Annotated in this window: 15 protein-coding genes; 4 read left to right on the top strand and 11 right to left on the bottom strand. The window is 65.4% G+C overall.

Features of this window, described 5'->3' with window-relative positions; all coding sequences use genetic code 11:
* Positions 1-18 precede the first annotated feature (18 nt).
* The 6 genes from MUG95_RS13535 to MUG95_RS13510 all read right to left on the bottom strand — a co-directional run bounded on the left by MUG95_RS13535 (position 19) and on the right by MUG95_RS13510 (position 6,175).
* Positions 19-1,056, bottom strand: coding sequence for a branched-chain amino acid ABC transporter permease (locus tag MUG95_RS13535; protein ID WP_247008668.1), 1,038 nt, complete (start codon positions 1,054-1,056; stop codon positions 19-21).
* A complete protein-coding gene (locus MUG95_RS13530) occupies positions 1,049-1,984 on the bottom strand; it encodes a branched-chain amino acid ABC transporter permease (RefSeq protein ID WP_247008666.1) in 936 nt (311 codons plus the stop codon). Before MUG95_RS13530 ends, MUG95_RS13535 begins: the two co-directional genes overlap by 8 nt.
* A gap of 20 nt (positions 1,985-2,004) precedes the next feature.
* Positions 2,005-3,225 carry an ABC transporter substrate-binding protein gene (locus MUG95_RS13525; protein ID WP_247008664.1) on the bottom strand — a complete coding sequence of 407 codons (1,221 nt, stop codon included), beginning with the start codon at positions 3,223-3,225 and terminating at the stop codon, positions 2,005-2,007.
* 166 nt (positions 3,226-3,391) lie between these two features.
* The gene (locus MUG95_RS13520) at positions 3,392-4,075 is read right to left on the bottom strand and encodes an ABC transporter ATP-binding protein (protein WP_247008662.1); all 684 of its coding nucleotides are present in this window, start codon (positions 4,073-4,075) and stop codon (positions 3,392-3,394) included.
* A gap of 517 nt (positions 4,076-4,592) precedes the next feature.
* Positions 4,593-5,216 (bottom strand): rod-determining factor RdfA, encoded by a 624-nt coding sequence (rdfA, locus tag MUG95_RS13515; protein WP_247008660.1) that lies wholly within the window; start codon positions 5,214-5,216, stop codon positions 4,593-4,595.
* A 194-nt stretch (positions 5,217-5,410) separates the two neighbouring features.
* Positions 5,411-6,175: an IclR family transcriptional regulator gene (locus MUG95_RS13510; protein WP_247008658.1), complete on the bottom strand. Its 765-nt coding sequence runs from the start codon at positions 6,173-6,175 to the stop codon at positions 5,411-5,413.
* Between the two features lie 115 nt (positions 6,176-6,290).
* On the opposite strand from MUG95_RS13510, the gene MUG95_RS13505 reads away from it, so the two are divergent.
* Genes MUG95_RS13505 through MUG95_RS13495 form a run of 3 tightly spaced genes read left to right on the top strand, consistent with a single transcriptional unit; the run spans position 6,291 to position 9,816 of the window.
* Positions 6,291-7,490, top strand: coding sequence for an acyl-CoA dehydrogenase family protein (locus MUG95_RS13505; RefSeq protein WP_247008656.1), 1,200 nt, complete (start codon positions 6,291-6,293; stop codon positions 7,488-7,490).
* A gap of 1 nt (position 7,491) precedes the next feature.
* Positions 7,492-8,832: an MmgE/PrpD family protein gene (locus tag MUG95_RS13500; RefSeq protein WP_247008654.1), complete on the top strand. Its 1,341-nt coding sequence runs from the start codon at positions 7,492-7,494 to the stop codon at positions 8,830-8,832.
* Between the two features lie 54 nt (positions 8,833-8,886).
* Positions 8,887-9,816 (top strand): SDR family NAD(P)-dependent oxidoreductase, encoded by a 930-nt coding sequence (locus MUG95_RS13495; RefSeq protein WP_247008653.1) that lies wholly within the window; start codon positions 8,887-8,889, stop codon positions 9,814-9,816.
* On the opposite strand, the gene scpC is transcribed toward MUG95_RS13495, so the two are convergent.
* From scpC to MUG95_RS13470, 5 genes are all read right to left on the bottom strand, one after another.
* Complete coding sequence (gene scpC, locus MUG95_RS13490; RefSeq protein WP_247008651.1) at positions 9,813-11,273, bottom strand: succinyl-CoA:acetate CoA-transferase ScpC; 1,461 nt, start codon at positions 11,271-11,273, stop codon at positions 9,813-9,815. The genes MUG95_RS13495 and scpC overlap by 4 nt on opposite strands.
* Complete coding sequence (locus tag MUG95_RS13485; protein WP_247008649.1) at positions 11,266-11,844, bottom strand: MaoC family dehydratase; 579 nt, start codon at positions 11,842-11,844, stop codon at positions 11,266-11,268. Before MUG95_RS13485 ends, scpC begins: the two co-directional genes overlap by 8 nt.
* 461 nt (positions 11,845-12,305) lie before the next feature.
* Positions 12,306-13,121: a CBS domain-containing protein gene (locus tag MUG95_RS13480; protein ID WP_247008647.1), complete on the bottom strand. Its 816-nt coding sequence runs from the start codon at positions 13,119-13,121 to the stop codon at positions 12,306-12,308.
* Positions 13,122-13,190: 69 nt separating this feature from the next.
* A complete protein-coding gene (locus tag MUG95_RS13475; RefSeq protein ID WP_247008645.1) occupies positions 13,191-14,717 on the bottom strand; it encodes a DHH family phosphoesterase in 1,527 nt (508 codons plus the stop codon).
* A 120-nt stretch (positions 14,718-14,837) separates the two neighbouring features.
* Positions 14,838-15,065 (bottom strand): hypothetical protein, encoded by a 228-nt coding sequence (locus MUG95_RS13470; RefSeq protein ID WP_247008643.1) that lies wholly within the window; start codon positions 15,063-15,065, stop codon positions 14,838-14,840.
* A 306-nt stretch (positions 15,066-15,371) separates the two neighbouring features.
* On the opposite strand from MUG95_RS13470, the gene MUG95_RS13465 reads away from it, so the two are divergent.
* Positions 15,372-16,040: an O-methyltransferase gene (locus tag MUG95_RS13465; protein WP_247008641.1), complete on the top strand. Its 669-nt coding sequence runs from the start codon at positions 15,372-15,374 to the stop codon at positions 16,038-16,040.
* Positions 16,041-16,048 lie beyond the last annotated feature (8 nt).

The raw sequence follows: 16,048 nt of genomic DNA, 5'->3' as shown, positions 1-16,048 counted from the left end.
TCCCGAGCGTGTTCCGGGTCACGACCACAACCCCCTGAGCTTGTCGCGGATAGAGATTCCGACGCGGTTCTGGTAGGTACCGAGGATTCCCGCCGGCGCGAACAGGACGATGGCGATGAGCGCGCCGCCGATGAGGTACTGCTGGAAGCCACTGATGCCAAGCAGCCGCGAGAACTCGGGGATGCCGACCATCACGAGCGCGCCGACTATCGGGCCGTGGATGGTCCGCAGGCCACCCACGACGATGATGGTCAGCAGGATGACGGTCTGTGGCAGGACCCACGAGTTAGGCACCATGAGGTTGTTGACGTGGATGTACGAGGCACCGCCGATGCCGAGCAGGAAGGCCCCGAGGACGAGGGAGACGAACTTGTACTTCGAGGGCTGGTACCCGATGGAAGTCAGCAGGTCCTCGTTCTCGCCGGTCGCCACCGAGAGCGTCCCCAGCAGGGAGTTGTCGAAGGCGGCGACGACGACGACGGAGAAGATCAGTACTGCCAACAGGAAGAGGTACGTCTCGACCTGTCCGGTCAGTGCCATCCCGGCGATGGACGGGGTTTCGATGTCACCGACCCGGAGTCCGGCGGGGCCGACAGCCGCCCAGATGACGAGCGCGGTGAATATCAACTGTTCGAGCGCGAGCGTCGCGATGACGAAGTCGAAGGAGGTGCGGATGATGATGGCGATGAGCGCGACGACGACGCCGACAAGTGCCCCGGCCACGCCGCCGAGCAGGAACGCGACGAGGAACGGGACACCGGCCTGTGCTAACAGCCCGGAGGAGACGCCGCCGACGATGGCGATTGCCGCCGGACAGAACACCAGCAGGTCCGGCCACCCGACCATGATGTTGTAGCCCATCGCGATGATGGCGAAGATGAGGATGGGGCGCGCGATGAATCCGATGTTCGAGGCGGCGAAGGGGATGAACAGTAGCCCCGGAACGAGGACGTACAGTGCCTGTCGAACGACCGCGGGCCAGTCGACGCCCGCGAGGTCGATGTCCAGCCCCTCGATTGCGGCCGCGTCCTCGGGTCGTGCTGATTCCTCACTCATCGCTACTCCTCCAGTCGGAGACGCGAGCGCGCAGTTGCACGATGACCGGACTCGCCCGTTCTGTCGAGAGAAGTGCCTTGGCGAGGAAGAACACGATGAGCAGCAGGAACTCCGAGGCGAAGATGTAGTACGATTCCAGCTGTTGGACCGCGATTGCTTCGTACAAGCCGAGTCCGAACCCGGCGGCCGCGGCACCGAGGATGTTCCCGAACCCGCCGAGGATGACGATGATGAACGCCTTGATGAGCAGGCCGAAGCCCATCGACGGTTCGAGGGTGAACAGCGCGGCGTTCAGCACGCCCGCCACCGCAATCATCCCGCTCCCGAGCAGGAACGCGAGCAGGAACAGGCGGTCGACGTCGATGCCTTTCATGTACGCCAGTTCGCGGTCCTGCACCACCGCGCGGATGCTCCGCCCGATGCTCGTGTAGTTGATGAGCCAGTAGAGGAACACGAAGTTCAACACCGCGACGGCGATGACCACGACTTGCAGGTACGACACCGGGATCCCAAATATCGGGATGGATTTGCCAGCACCTTGGAGTTCGGCGATGGTGACCGAGAGTGGCGCGCGCGACCAGATACTCCCGAACGCCTCTTCGAGGATGCGCGCGGCACCCAACGTTATCAGGATGACGCCGAAGATGTACTCCGACTCGCTCCGCCCGTAGAGTGGTTTGAGGAGCGTGAGTTCCATGACGGCACCGACGGCGACGATGCCGACGACGGCCCCGAGGATGCCGATAGTCCAGTGCAGTCCCATGATGCCCGCCAACTGGTAGTACACGTACGCGCCGCCGGCGAACAGCGCGGCGTGTGCCATGTTCGGGATGTCCATCACGCCGAAGATGATGGTGAAGCTGGCAGCGAACAGTGCGTACACGCTCCCGATTATCAATCCGTTTATCAGTGCGTCTGTGAGAGCCATTGTGAAGGTTGGTCAGGTGGTCAGAGGTCGACTTCCGGCGGGATGCTCGTGATGGCGGGGACTTCGCCCGACCACGGGACTTCGGTGACGGCCGGGTCGCCACCCTCGACGCTGAACCGTGACAGGGCAGCGTTGACCGCACCTTGCCCCTTGTTGTTGATTGTAATCGGCCCGACGAGAGTCTCAAGTTCGTTCTCGACGAGGGACGCCCGGAGGTCCGGACCCGAGGCGGATTCGGCGTTCTGGAACGCCTGTTCGACACCGATGAGTTCGGAGTAGAACAGGTTGTTGACCGGGTGCTGGGTTTCGAGGTCGAGGCCCTCCAGCGCGCTGGCCCGCTCCTCGAAGTCGTCGGGGAGCGTCTGGGCGATTGCCTCGTTGCCGGCCCACTCGGGGCGGGCGTACACCTGCGAGTGGTAGACGTTGTTCATCGCCGAGCCGAGTTCCCCGATGTTGGGCGTCCAGTCGCCGCCGACGACGCCCGAGATGACCGGCATCTGCTCGTTGAGGCCCCGCTGGCCCTGCTGTTCGAGGAACAACTGGAGCGGCGTCGCCCACGTGTCGATGATGACCGCGTCGATGTCGCCGTTGTCGTAGGCGTTGCTCGCCTCCGAGATGAACGACGAGAAGTCCTGCTGACTCCGCGGGAAGCGACCCAACTGGACGTAATCGCCGGGGTTGTCGGCCTCTCGGAACCAGTAGTCGACCGAACGGAGGGCGTCGTCACCGAACTCGCCCTCCTCGACGAGGTACCCGACCGTCTCGATGTCGTCGTTCTCCGAAATCCACGTCAGGTACGGGTACGCGTGCATCAGCGTGCTGGTGGTCCAGCGCAGGAGGTAGTTCCCCTCCTCGTTGATACGTGGCGTGAACCCGTGCGTGATGCCCGGAATCTCGTTCTCGTTGAGAATCGGGGCCGCGGTCAGCGACCCACCGGTCCGGAACACCGAGAGGACCATGTCGACGTTGTCGACGTTGACGGCGTTCTCGATGCCCGAGCGGACGCCCTCGTTGCTCGTTTCGGAGTCGTACTCCTCGATGACGACTTCGCGCTGTTCACCAGCCACGTTGAGGCCGCCGTCCTCGTTGACTCGCTGCTGCCAACTCCCTTGGATATCCGAGATGAGCTCACCGAAGAAACCCGCCGGCCCCGACAGCGGGTTGACGGCACCGAACGTGATTTGGTCCTCACCGCCGCCGCCGGTGAGACCCGAACACCCTGCGAGGGCACCAACAGTCACCGCGCCGCCCACTGAACGTAGGTACGTTCGCCTTGATGGCATAGTACCCCTGTATATCGGGCATTATATAAAGTCCACGGTGGTTTTTTATGTGGGTTGGGTCCTGTCGGGCGGACTCGTGGGCTTCACTGCTACTGACATACCTCCCGACGGCACCGGAGTGGCGTCACAGTGCCATCTCGCTCAGGTACTTCTGCTTCACCTCGGGGTCGTTCTTGATTTCCTCGGGGCTGCCGGTTCCGAGGACGCGCCCCTGATAGAGGACGATTATCTCGTCGGCGAGTTCGAAGGCCGTCTCCACGTCGTGTTCGATGAGGACGACGGTCCGTTTCTCGGCGATTCGCTCGATGTACTCTCTCATCTTGGGCTTCTCGGTGGGGTTGAGACCCGAGAAGATTTCATCGAGGAGCAGTAACTCGCCGTCCATGGCGAGCGCGAGGGCGACCCGCTTGCGTTCGTACAGCGAGAGGCTGTCTCCCTGTTCGTCGCGTATCTCTATCAGGTCGAGCGTCTCCATCAACTCCTTCGGGTCGGAGTTCGTCGCCGCGAGATTGACGATTTCGAGGACGGTCAACTCGTCGAACACGTCCGTCGACTGGAACACGCGGCGGATACCGTCCCGCGCGATGGAGTACGAGGCACGTCCGGTGATGTCCTCGCCGCGAAACCGCACCGACCCGCTGGTCGGGAAGTAAAAGCCCGTGATACAGTTGAACAGCGTCGATTTCCCCGCACCGTTCGGCCCGATTATCGAGTAGACTCTGTTCTCTTCGATGTCCAAGTCGACACCGTCGAGAGCCTGAATCGTCCCGAACTCTTTCGTCAGACCGCTTACTTCGAGCAACGCCATTGCCGGCCCGTTCGACGGGGAGTTATCTAACTGTTACGGCGATTCCGTGAGTGGGACCTTGGCTCGCCGACTCGGCGCGCCAGTCGTGTCCAGTGATTGCCCCACGTGACCACCCCACACAATTGTCCCGGATGCTCGAACACAGTGTGCCCCGAGAGAGACCTGTAGAAACCGTGTCCGGGCCGAGCTAACCGACACACTTCTTGCGGTTTTGCATAGTCCGTGCCAGCGAAGCCCCCCCCGATAGGTAGCGTCCACATAGTTCACGAATCAGCACGTGTCGACACACGCCCACTCGGGGGCCGTCTCGAAGGCTGAGTCGGGTAGATTGCCAGTCCGTCAGTGCCGACTGTGCGAGCGTTCGCACAGTCGGAACAATTGTCATCGGCTTTCACCGTGGACGGTCGACACGGTTCGGCGACGACAGTCGGACAGAGAAGGCAGACGCTACCCTCGGCCGTCCCCACGTCCATTACAAGATTATGTTTGTAATGGCGTTGCCCCGGTTCCGGTGGCCTCACTGACAGTCACAGCCACCGTTCCGGAGAAGGTCGGTGACGCCGTAGGTCCGCTGACAGTCGTTACAGGAGACGCGCACGTCGACGAAAACGTCGAAGTCACCGACCGATATCTCGTCGGCGTCGTGCAACGCGCCGACGGTGCGTTCTACGACGGCGTTCGTCCGGTTTCGGAGTCGTTGGATGGTCTCGGTGGCGTCGTCGACGCTCCGCTCCGTCTCGTTCGAGGGGCCCTCGACCTTCCGGTAGTCGGTGAGATAGGTGTGGACTGCCTGATGTGAGACGAAGTCACGCTTCACCTCGTCCACGTCCACGCCCGTGCGTGCCAGCCGACGCTCCGCCTCCGTCCGTGTCCCGCCGCTGACTTCGTCGCCGGTCAGGAGGTCGTAGAGGTTGGCCGCCTCGCCATCGAGGACCTGTTCGCCAGCGGCCGCCATCGCGGCTTCGAGGACCCGGCTGTTGAACCAGTCCGCGAGTTCCCGGAGGCTCTGCCGTTCCCCCCGGTCCCCCGTCCAGCGTCGCTCCAGTTCGTCCCCGAGGCCGTCGAGTTCCCGCTCCGCGATGACACGCCCGACCTTGCTCCGGCGGCCCGACGCTGTCCCGTCGTCTCCGTTGTCGGTCATCACATGCGAGTTCGCCGATGCGTCTGAAAACGGTTTCGACAGCATCGAAGGCACGATTCGTCGTTCGAGTCACCGGAACAGTTCGAATTTGCCAGCACGGCACCGCTATGTGTCCCGAAACAGGTCCAGCGCAACTCTCTTGCCGTTTTTTAACGTTTCTCGGACGGTCAGTTGTTCGATTATGTAGAACAGAGTCAGGAGTAGCGCAGGTTCAGTTCCATCTCGTTGGTGAACCCGAGGAGCATGTCGGGAAGGTCCTGCTCGAACCACTCACCCTTCATCCGGTTCGTCGGGCCGGAGACGCTGAGCGCGCCGATTGGCTGTCCATCAGGGCCACAGACTGCCACGCCGATGGCGCGAAGGCCGTCGATGTTCTCGCCTCGGTTGACCGCGTACCCGCGCTCGCGGGTCGCTTCGGCGGCGGCGAGGAGTTCGTCCACGTCCGTGATGGTCTCGTCCGTGTGCGAGGGGAGGCCCCACGTGTCGGCGAACTCGCGTATCTTCGCGTCCGACCACTCGGAGATGATGGCTTTCCCGGCAGAGGTGGCGTGGAGGTCGATACGTTTGCCGATGCCGGGGTCGGTCTGGACCGCGTGGCTCCCAGCCTTGCGGTGGACGTAGACGGCCTGTCCGTGTTCCTCGACGATGAACTGGGCGCGTTCGTCGGTCTCTTCGGCCAGTTCGGCCACTTTCTGCTTCGCCATCCGATAGCACTCGTCCCGGTTGCGTGCGTGTTCGCCCAAGTCAAGAAAGCGGAGACTCACGCGATAGGTGTCGCCCTCCTTGACGACGTAGCGGTCTGCGAGGAGCGTCTGGAGGTACCGATGGACGGTGCTTTTCGCCATGTCCAACTTCCCGGCCAATTCCGTCAACCGCATCCCGTCTTCTTCTTTCAGTGCCTCCAGTACGTCGAACGTCGTCTCGACGGCGGCGACGGTTCGTTTGGGTTCGGTGCTCATACCCGTGAGTGTGTTCGCCACCCACTTAACGTTCCGCTTGCTCGAACGGATGCCGAGCGACGCGGCCGCGGCCAGACCCGCTATCTTTTTGCTCGGGGGAACCCAAGCCGGGCCAATGAGTCCAGCGAACGACCAGTTCGTCGAGTTGACCGAGAACCAGCGGCTCGTCCAGAAGAGCATCCGGAACATCTGCGACGACTTCGACCGCGAGTACTGGCGCGAGCAGTCACAGAAGGGTGAGTACCCCCACGAGTTCGTCGACACCCTCGGCGAACAGGGGTGGCTGGGCATCCTCCTCCCCGAGGAGTACGGCGGGGCCGGAATGTCCACCAACGAGACAGTCGTGATGATGGAGGAGATAGCGGCGGGCGGTGGCGGGTTCGCCGCCGCACAGGCCGTCCACGGCGGGATCTACAACAGCGTCGCGCTGGTCAACCACGGCAGCGAGGACCTCAAAGAGGAGTTGGTCCCCGAACTCGCCTCGGGCGAGACGTCCCTCCAAGCGTTCTGCCTGACCGAGCCGAACGCCGGGTCCGACTCGACGGCCATCGAGACACGCGCCGAGAAGGACGGCGACGAGTACGTCATCAACGGCCAGAAGATTTGGACCTCGCGACTGGACGTGAGCGACTACGCCATCGTCGTCGCGCGCACGACACCCAAGGAGGAGGTGGACAAGAAGACCAAGGGCATCTCGATGTTCCTCGTGGACGTCGACGAGGCCGTCTCGGCCGGGACGCTCGACTACGACCAGATACACAAGTCCGCGAGCGAGTTCGTCCACTCCTACTCCGTCTACTTCGAGGACATGCGCGTCCCCGAGGAACACCTGCTCGGCGACGAGGGCGACGGGTTCTATCAGGTGCTCGACGGCCTCAACGAGGAACGGCTGGTCATCGCCGCCGAGTGCCTCGGACTGGGCCGCCTCGCCGTGGACCGCGGCGTGCAGTACGCCAACGAGCGGGAGGTGTTCGGGCGACAAATCGGCAAGAATCAGGCCATCCAGCACCCGCTCGCAGAGGCGTTCGCGAAGGTCCAAGCCGCCAAACAGATGACCTACAACGCCGCCGCACAGGGGGCGGAGGCGACGGACCTCGGCGCGCTGGCGAACATGTCGAAGTACCTCGCTTCGGAAGCGGCCTTCGAGGCGGCCGACGCCGCCGTCCAGACCCACGGCGGGTTCGGCGTCGCCACCGAGTACGACGTGGAACGGTACTTCCGGGAGGCACGGCTGACGCGGCTGGTCCCCATCACTCAGCAACTCGTCCTCAACTACATCAGCGAGCAGGTGCTGGGCCTGCCGCGGTCGTACTGAGATGGCGGGCCACGTCGCGGAGCGACTGGCCGAGTTCGTCGCGGAGACGGAGTACGCAGACGTCCCCGAGGAGGGCGTTCGCACCGTCGAGCGCGCGTTCGTCGACACGGTCGGCGTGACGCTCCCGGGGACGGCCGAACCCGCAGCCGAGAAGACGCGGGCCGTGTTCGCGCACGGCGGCGAGGCGAGTGTCCTCGGGACCGACCGCGACGCACCCGCCGACGCCGCCGCCCTCGTCAACGCCACCGCGGGCCACGCGCTGGACTACGACGACGTGGTCGGCGAGGTGTGGCACCCGAGCGTCACGCTCGTCGCACCGGCACTGGCCGTCGGCGAGTCCGCGGGGGCGTCGGGCCGTGCCCTCGTGACGGCATTCGCCGTCGGCTTCGAGACGGAGACGTACCTCGGTCGGTACCTCCTCCCGGCCCACTACGAGCGCGGGTGGCACTCGACGCCGACGCTGGGCGTCTTCGGCGCGACAGCGGCGGCCGCCTCGCTGTTGGGCCTCGACACCGACTCCGCGCGCCACGCCTTCGAGCTGGCGGCGTCGATGCCCAGCGGCCTGAAGGCGAACTTCGGGACGATGACCAAGCCCCTGCACCCGGGATTGTCCTCGCGGGCGGGCGTGACCGCCGCCCGTCTCGCCGCCGAGGGGTTCACCGCCGCCGAGGGTGCCATCGACGGCGAACTCGGCTTCCTCGACCTGTACGCGGGCGAGGGTGGCCCGGCGACGGACGTGACCCCGCCGGGCGACCCGTGGACGCTCGTGACCGAGGGCATCCGCGTCAAGAAGTACCCCTGCTGTTACTTCACCCACTCCAGCGTCGCCGCCGCACAGCACCTCGCGGCCGACCACGACATCGCACCCGGGGACGTGGAACGCGTGGCGGTCGGTGCCTCGAAAGCCGCCGACACCGCGCTCCACTACAGCGACCCCGACACCGGCCTCGAAGGGAAGTTCTCGATGGAGTACACCGTCGCCTCGGGCATCGTCCGGGACCGCCTCGGACTGGACGCGTTCACCGACGACGCCGTCGCCGACCCGACGGTGGACGCGGTTCGGGAGCGCGTTACGTTCGCCGTGGACCCCGACATCCCCGACGAGGGGTACAGCGCGCGCGTCGAAATCGAGACGACCGACGGGGAGCGGTACACGCGCTTCCAAGAGCGGCCACCGGGGACGCCGGCGAACCCGCTCTCCGACGAGGCACTCCGGGCGAAGTTCGAGGACTGCGTCGCACACGGCCCCGACGTGGCACCCGGGGCGGCCTACGACCTGCTCGACGGCCTCCGGGACGTGGACAGCGTTACGACCCTGACCGCCGCGCTCCGACCGGAGTGAGGCGGGGACCGCGACGTAGTTTTATTCCGTCGGCCGTCTTGGTGGGGAGTGACAATGATGGACGGGAAGGTAATCATCGTTACCGGTGCGGCCAGCGGTCTCGGGGAAGCGACGGCGAAACACCTCGCGGACCTCGGCGCGACGGTCGTCGTCGCCGACTTGGGTGCGCGCCCGCACGGCGAAGGCTCGAACGAGGGTGCCGTCGAAGCAGTGGCCGAGGACATCCGCGACGACGGCGGCACGGCGACGGTGAGTTTCGGCGACGTGACCGACGAGGCGTACGTCGCGTCGATGGTCGCAGACACCGCCGCAGAACACGGCCGCATCGACGGCGCGGTCAACTACGCCGGGTTCCTGCGCGACGCCATGACGTTCAACATGCCCTTGGAGGACTGGAAGGCGGTCCTCGACGTACACATGACGGGCCACTTCAACCTCATCAAACACCTCGGGGACCACTGGCGCGAGCGGTCGAAGGCGGACGAGTTGGACGGCCAACGCTCGTTCGTCGCCGTCTCCTCGGCGTCGGGTCGGGGGAGCGCGAGCCAACTCAATTACTCCGCGGCGAAGGCGGGCGTACTGGGCCTGACTCGCACGGCGGCCCGCGACCTGCACCGGTACGGCGTGCGCGTCAACGCGATGATGCCCGCCGCGGACACGCGGATGCTCCGGGCGAACGTGCCCGAGGACATCGTCGAGGGACTCCCGACCGAGCAGTTGGGGCCGGAGAAGGTCACGCCGCTCCCGGCAGTCCTGCTCTCTGACCACGCCGAGGACGTGACCGGCTGGACCTTCGCCATCGGCGGCGACACCGTCTTCACCGTCACCGACCCCGAGTTCGACCGGCAGGCGACGATGGCGGGCGGGTGGACGGCCGCGGCTCTGGCCGACGCGCTGGACGAGTTGCTGGCGGACGAACCACGGAGCAAAACTGAGCCGGGAAGCCTGCTGGAGGCACTCCCGGAGTCGGACGGTCGGAGTTAGCCGGTCCAGTCGTAGGCCGTTTCGAGGTCGTGAGGAACGTGTCCGCCCTGTTCGCGGGCGCGTTCGTAGTAGTCCCGGAGGTCAGCGCGGTAGTCCGGGTGGGCGCAGTTGTCGATGACTTCGAGCGCGCGCTCCCGCGGCGAGAGCCCGCGCAGGTCCGCGGTACCCTGCTCTGTGATGACGATGCCTACGTCGTGTTCGGTGTGGTCGACGTGGGGCACCATCGGAACGATACGGGAGATGTCGCCGCCGCTGGCCGTGGAGGGGAGTGCAACGGTGGCGACGGCCGAACTCCGGTTGAAGTCGCCGCTCCCGCCGAGGCCGTTGATGAGGTGAGAGCCGTTCACGTGCGTCGAGTTGACGTGCCCGTACACGTCGACTTCGAGCGCGCTGTTGACCGCGAACACGCCCATCCGGGCGATGAGTTCCGGGGAGTTCGAGATATCGGCCGGACGGAGAACCACCTCGTCCTCGTAGGCCTCGATGTTCCCGAACAGGCGGTCCTGTCCGTCCGCCGAGAGCGCGAGCGTCGTCGCGCTCGCCACGTCGAGGTCACCGGCATCGAGCATATCGAGCAGGCCGTCCTGAATGACCTCGCCGAAGTACGAGACGGTTCGGTCGCCGAACTCCGCGTCGCCGAGTTCGCCCATCAGCGCGTTGCCGAGACTGCCGACCCCGAACTGGAGGCGGACGGCCTCTGCGAAGACGGGGTTGCGCGCGATTTCGGCTTCGAGGAAGTCCCGGAGGTTCGCGGCGATGGCTGTGTCGTCGTCGGTCGGGTCGCGGAACGAGTACGTCGAGTCACGGCGGTCGGTGCGGACGACACCCCGGAGTGTGTCCGGGTCGAAGCTGACTTTCGCATCGCCGACGCGCTCGCCGGGGTCGGTTATCGGAATCGGCTCGCGGTTCGGCGGCATCGCCGGGCGGTACACGTCGTGGAAGCGCGAGAGGTTGCGGGGTTGGGTTTCGTTGACTTCGACGAGGAGTTCCGGGGCTTGCTCGACGAAGGCGGGGGTGTGGCCGATTGACGTGGACGGAATCAGCCAGTCCTCGCCGACGGCGACGGCTTCGACGACGGCCACGTCGGGACTCGCCAACTGCTCGAAGACGACGTCGTCACCGAGACTGCTGATGTGGCGGTCGTGCATGGCGATGGTGCCGTCGTTGACCTTCTCGCGCGCGATGGACGTAGCTTGGTACGGGAACCGACGGGCGATGGCCCCCGATTCGACCATCGCGGTGTCGATTTCGTCGCCCACGCTCCCGCCGCTGATGACCGTCAGTTCGAGGTCACGGCCGCTGTCGGCCAGCGCGAGCGGGACTTCCTTCGGGTAGCCGACGCTCCCGAACCCACTGACAGTCATCACCGCGTCGTCGGCGATGGTCGCCGCGGCCTCCTCGGCGGTCAGTTCCGGGATGCCCTCCGGGACGCGTGGGCCGTCGGACTCGCTACTCATCCGCACTCAACTCCGCCTCGGTCGTACCGACGCCCGCGGGCCATCCCGGCGGCTGTTCGGCGGTCGGTTCGGCGTACTCCCGCTTGAGAACCATCGGCGTGCGCTTCAGCGAGAGCACCTTCGTCCCCTCCTGATTGTACGCGCGCAGTTCTGTCGTGACCATACCGACGTGGTCGCGGGACTCACTCTCGCGTTTCGACAGCACTTCGCTCTCTGCGAAGATGGTGTCGCCGTGGAACACCGGCGCGTGGTGGCGTACCTCGTCGTACCCGAGGTTCGCCGTGGCGTTGATGGAGACGTCGATGACGCTCATCCCGACGGCCAGTGCGAACACGAAGGTACCGTCGACGAGACGTTCTCCGAACTCCGTCTCGGCCGCGTACGCCTCGTTGAAGTGCATCGGGTTCAGGTTCATCGTCACGTTGGTCATCCAGACGTTGTCCGTCTCGGTGACCGTCCGCCCGAACGGATGTTTGTACACGTCTCCGACCTCGAAATCCTCGTAGTACCGGCCCTGCCACCCGGTTTGGAGACGCCGCTCTGTCGCGTCGCTGCTAGCATCCTCTGCCATGCCTCTCACTCCAACCGTCGGCCACTTAGCTTTACTGACACCCGACCGCTCTGCCCGGAGTCGCCGCGAGGGTGACAGCGTGACAGAAGTCTCCGGAGTAAATACCATTTTTGTGACTTTTCAGCTCTTGTGTTTGATTTGCTATTTGAATTTCTGGCGGTGGGCACGCCACGACTTTCGACTAGGGCCTACCGTCGGAGGAGGTAGTGAAACGCTGTTTTGGACGCTCTGGTTCACTCTCTACGATTTTCACTCGAAACCGTCGACGCGACCGCGCCGCCTCGGCAGACTGGCAGTCGTATTCACACGAAACCAGTTCTCCTATCCGGAGAGGGCGTATGAAGCTACCACACACTACAGAATGTATTATGCACGGACGAGAGACAGTGATTCCATGGCAACAGACCGAGACGTGTCTGTGAGAATTTTGTACGCATTCTGTCTATAATCGATATCGTACACTATCGAGGCTGTTCCTCGTCGGAGTTCTGCAGGCGTTTCGTCGTCTCGACGAGGGGATGGTGTGCGTAGTCGACTTCTTCGATGTCGCCGATGTCGTTCAGGTTCTCTTTCTCGGCGGTTTCGGCCATTCCGAGGTCGACGCGTTCCGAGATGACGATGACGTAGGCGTCCATCTCGTCGATGCCCAGACTGTGGGCGGCCTTGACGCGGTGGTGGCCGTCAGCGAGGAGGAACTCGCCGTCGTTGTCGATGACGACGAGCGGTTCGGCCAGACCCCGCTGGAGTTCGTACCGTCGCCCCTCCAGTTCGTCGGCGTAGACGCGGCTCTGTGTGGGTGTCAGCTTCGCCAGCGGTACGTCGCGTCGCTCCTGTCGGGCCTCGATGCCGTGGATGTTTTCGAGCGTCCGGAGGAGTTTGTCCACCTTTCCGGGCGTGGCACGTTCGATGTGGCTCCGAATCACGTCGGCGTTGCTGATGATGCCGACGAGGTTGCCCGCGTCGTCGACGACGGGGAGCCGTTGGATGCCCGACCGGAGGATGACGCGACTGGCGTCGGTCAGTTTCATGTCGGGGTGGGCGACGAGTAGGTCGTTGGTCATCACCCTGAAAATCGGTTCGTGGTCCTCGGCGAGCAACAGGTCCCGGGCACTGACGAACCCCTCGACGTGTCGGCCGTCACAGACGGGGAAGCCGCTGTGTGCGTCGCTCTCTGCGATTCGTTGGGCCACGTCGGCGACGGTATCGTCGGGGGAAACCGTCGCCACGTCGCGTGTCATGTAGTCCCTGACTCGTGGTTTCTCCGCCTCGTCGTCCATCATCTGAGGCATCACCGTCCGCGAGCAAAACGTCTTCGCTGTCACGGAACTGCCCGCTGTCGAAGTGGGTTACAGGACGATATCGTCGATGTCGGTGGTCGGCCCGGCGTACAGTCCCGCAGTCTCGCGGTGCGGGCGGGAGTCGAGTGCCTCGTAGAACCGGCCGGTGATGAACGCCTCCAAGTCGCCGGCCACGTCGGCCGCGGCGAACGACGTGTCCATCTCGTCGCCGTCGTCCTCCTCGTGGTCGCTGTCCGGGTCCGTCGTCGGGTCGAGCGTCGTGTCCGTGACGAGAATCTGCGCCCCGGCCATGTCGGCGTGCCCGCCCGCGCTCCCGATTTGGTCGAAGGCGTTCCGGAGCGTCTCACCGAGGTCTAGGTCCGTCCCCCGGGCCCGTCCGGAGATGTAGATGACGCCGTCTTTCAGTCCGTAGACGACAGTGACGGCTACCCCGTCTAGTTCCAGCAGTCGTTCTGCGGCCTGTGCCAACGAGTCTCGGTCGGATAGGTCGCCGACGGAGCTAGTCACGACGGACCCGCGTCGCTGGCGGTTGGCAATCGCGCTGGCGATGGTGTCGAAGGTGTCGTCGCTGGCACTCGGTGACTCGATGCGTTCGAGCGTCCCGAAGTCGGCGTGGGGAGCGAGCGTCGCGGCGGCCTCGAAGTCTGCCGTCGATACCTCACGCGTGAAGTCGTCGGTATCCACGCGGATACCGAAGAGGAGACCCGTTGCCACCGTCTCGTCGATTTCGAGACCGAACGCCTGCAGGTACTGCACGAGGAGCGTACTCGTCGCGCCGACGTCGCTCCGCAGGTCGACGAACCCAGCGTCGACGGGTGCCCGGGGTGGATGGTGGTCGATGACGATGTCGACGGGCGTCTCCGCAGGCAACTGGTCGTTGACGCCCGGCCGGGAGTGGTCGACGAGGGCGAACCCACCGTACTCGGAGAGGTCGGTGTCGCCGTCGATTTGCGTGAGGTCGAACCCCAACAGGTTGACGAACGCGCGGTTCTCTTGGTGGGTTATCTCGCCGTAGTAACAGACTTCAGCGTCGACGCCGAGCGCGGTTGCGACGCGCCGGAGCGCGACGGCACTGGCGATGGCGTCGGGGTCGGGGTTGTCGTGCGTGACGATAGCGAGCGGGTCCGAAACGGAGCGGAACGCCGCGCGCAGTTGCCGGAGGTTGTGGCCGTCGTCGCCCGCCCGCTGGACGACGAACTCGGCCGTCGTCCGCGTCGGGTCGACCACCTCGTCGGCCGCCCTCCGGAAGTGGGAGAGGTCATCCTCCGTCGGGTCCGTTCCGGCGTAGGCGACCACGAGCGCGTCCGGGAACGCCGTCCTGACGGCCGTCACGCGGGCACGGTTCCGGGCAGGTTGCCCCCCGGCAACGAGGACAGTCGTCGCAGCTCCACCCTCTGCACGGAGCGTCTCGGGGTCGGTCAGGTCGGCCTGCTTCGCGCTGATGCCCGCCTCACGGAGTCGGGTGACGTGTCGCTCGTTCTCTTCGAGGACCAGCAGTTCGCCCGGCCGGTCCGCGAGGTCCTCGACCAGCAAGTGGCCGACCTGTCCACAGCCAACCACCAACCGGTCTACCATGGGTTCGAATCCAGTCGGCGAGACTGATAAACCCCACTAAGCGGGACGCCCCGAGGGGCTCGTGGACGTCGCTCTCAGCACGACACGGGAGCCGCGTCTGGCGGCGCGTGACGCTCGCGCTCACTCGACGCGGGGAGCGTCGGCGATGTGTGGCCGTCCAGTTCCCCACGACCCGACGCCGGAGACGAGTGCCGTCGTCATCGAGACGAAGAGGGCAGCGAGAGACAGGAAGAGGACCCCCGCACCGGCGGCAGCGAGGACGGTCAGCCCCGTCGCGTCACCAGCGAGCGTGGCCGCGAGCGCGAGCAACTGGACGACGAGAAGGCGGTGGTATAGTTGGTCAGTCATTGTTCGAAGAACGGTTTGGAGGGGGATAAGCCGCGCGGGGGTCGTGTCTGTGAGGGCCACGGTGCCACCGGGCACGGTAACTCTCGCCACCGTCTCGACGCGGTGAGGAGGGCGGACGGTAGTGAAGCGACCGCTGTGGTCCGTGCTGTTCGTCGTCGCCGCCGTTACCCTCGCCGGGCCTCTCGCCCCGTGCTGTCCCTCGTCGTCGGGAACCGGCCGAGCGTCGTCGCCACGACGTACGCGACCGCCTCGGACTCGGGTTCGGCGTCGCGTGGACTTTTCAGCCACCGCGACGTACCGCACCGCATGGACGGCACACTCCCCGACGCCATCGCGTCGTTCGCCCGGGCACTCGGTCCCGAACCGGACTCGGTCATCGCGGAGATGGACGAGCGGGCCGACGACGAGGGGTTCCCGACGGTCGGCCCGGCCGTCGGTGGGTGGTTGCAGATGCTCGCCCGCCTCGTGGACGCCCGGCGGGTCTTCGAGTTCGGCTCCGGGTTCGGCTACTCGGCGTACTGGTTCGCCCGCGCGCTCCCGGCGGACGGCGAGGTCGTGCTGACGGAAGTCGACGCCGGGGAACTCGACGCGGCCCGCGAGTACATGGCTCGCGGCGGGTTCGAGTCCATCGCACGCTACGAACTCGGGGACGCAATCGAGACGGTCGAAGACTACGAGGGTCCCTTCGACGTGGTACTCGTGGACAACGAGAAACACCGCTATCGCGAGGCCTTCGAGGCGGTTCGGGCGAAGGTACCGGTCGGTGGCGTCGTCGTCGCGGACAACGCGATGACTGCCGGTGTCGTCGATTTCGACGCGCTCCGACGACTCGTGGCCGGTGACGACGTAGCCGACGCGAACCGGCACACGCGCGGGGTGGCAGACTACGTACGCCGCGTCGGTGACGACCCCGCCTTCGAGACGACGCTCCTGCCGTTGGGGGAGGGCGTCGCGGTCAGTTGCCGGACCGAGTGAGCGGCCGC

This window comes from Halorientalis litorea (genome assembly GCF_023028225.1).
Classification (GTDB): Archaea; Halobacteriota; Halobacteria; order Halobacteriales; family Haloarculaceae; genus Halorientalis; species Halorientalis litorea.
Note: the sequence above shows the minus strand (reverse complement) of the source record. Positions and strands in the feature narration are given on the sequence as shown.

Coding starts and splice junctions, on each gene's coding strand:
- MUG95_RS13535 (WP_247008668.1), bottom strand. CDS start 1,056: ATGAGTGAGGAATCAGCACGACCCGAGGACGCGGCCGCAATCGAGGGG.
- MUG95_RS13530 (WP_247008666.1), bottom strand. CDS start 1,984: ATGGCTCTCACAGACGCACTGATAAACGGATTGATAATCGGGAGCGTG.
- MUG95_RS13520 (WP_247008662.1), bottom strand. CDS start 4,075: ATGGCGTTGCTCGAAGTAAGCGGTCTGACGAAAGAGTTCGGGACGATT.
- rdfA (WP_247008660.1), bottom strand. CDS start 5,216: ATGACCGACAACGGAGACGACGGGACAGCGTCGGGCCGCCGGAGCAAG.
- MUG95_RS13510 (WP_247008658.1), bottom strand. CDS start 6,175: ATGAGCACCGAACCCAAACGAACCGTCGCCGCCGTCGAGACGACGTTC.
- MUG95_RS13505 (WP_247008656.1), top strand. CDS start 6,291: ATGAGTCCAGCGAACGACCAGTTCGTCGAGTTGACCGAGAACCAGCGG.
- MUG95_RS13500 (WP_247008654.1), top strand. CDS start 7,492: ATGGCGGGCCACGTCGCGGAGCGACTGGCCGAGTTCGTCGCGGAGACG.
- MUG95_RS13495 (WP_247008653.1), top strand. CDS start 8,887: ATGATGGACGGGAAGGTAATCATCGTTACCGGTGCGGCCAGCGGTCTC.
- scpC (WP_247008651.1), bottom strand. CDS start 11,273: ATGAGTAGCGAGTCCGACGGCCCACGCGTCCCGGAGGGCATCCCGGAA.
- MUG95_RS13485 (WP_247008649.1), bottom strand. CDS start 11,844: ATGGCAGAGGATGCTAGCAGCGACGCGACAGAGCGGCGTCTCCAAACC.
- MUG95_RS13480 (WP_247008647.1), bottom strand. CDS start 13,121: ATGGACGACGAGGCGGAGAAACCACGAGTCAGGGACTACATGACACGC.
- MUG95_RS13475 (WP_247008645.1), bottom strand. CDS start 14,717: ATGGTAGACCGGTTGGTGGTTGGCTGTGGACAGGTCGGCCACTTGCTG.
- MUG95_RS13470 (WP_247008643.1), bottom strand. CDS start 15,065: ATGACTGACCAACTATACCACCGCCTTCTCGTCGTCCAGTTGCTCGCG.
- MUG95_RS13465 (WP_247008641.1), top strand. CDS start 15,372: ATGGACGGCACACTCCCCGACGCCATCGCGTCGTTCGCCCGGGCACTC.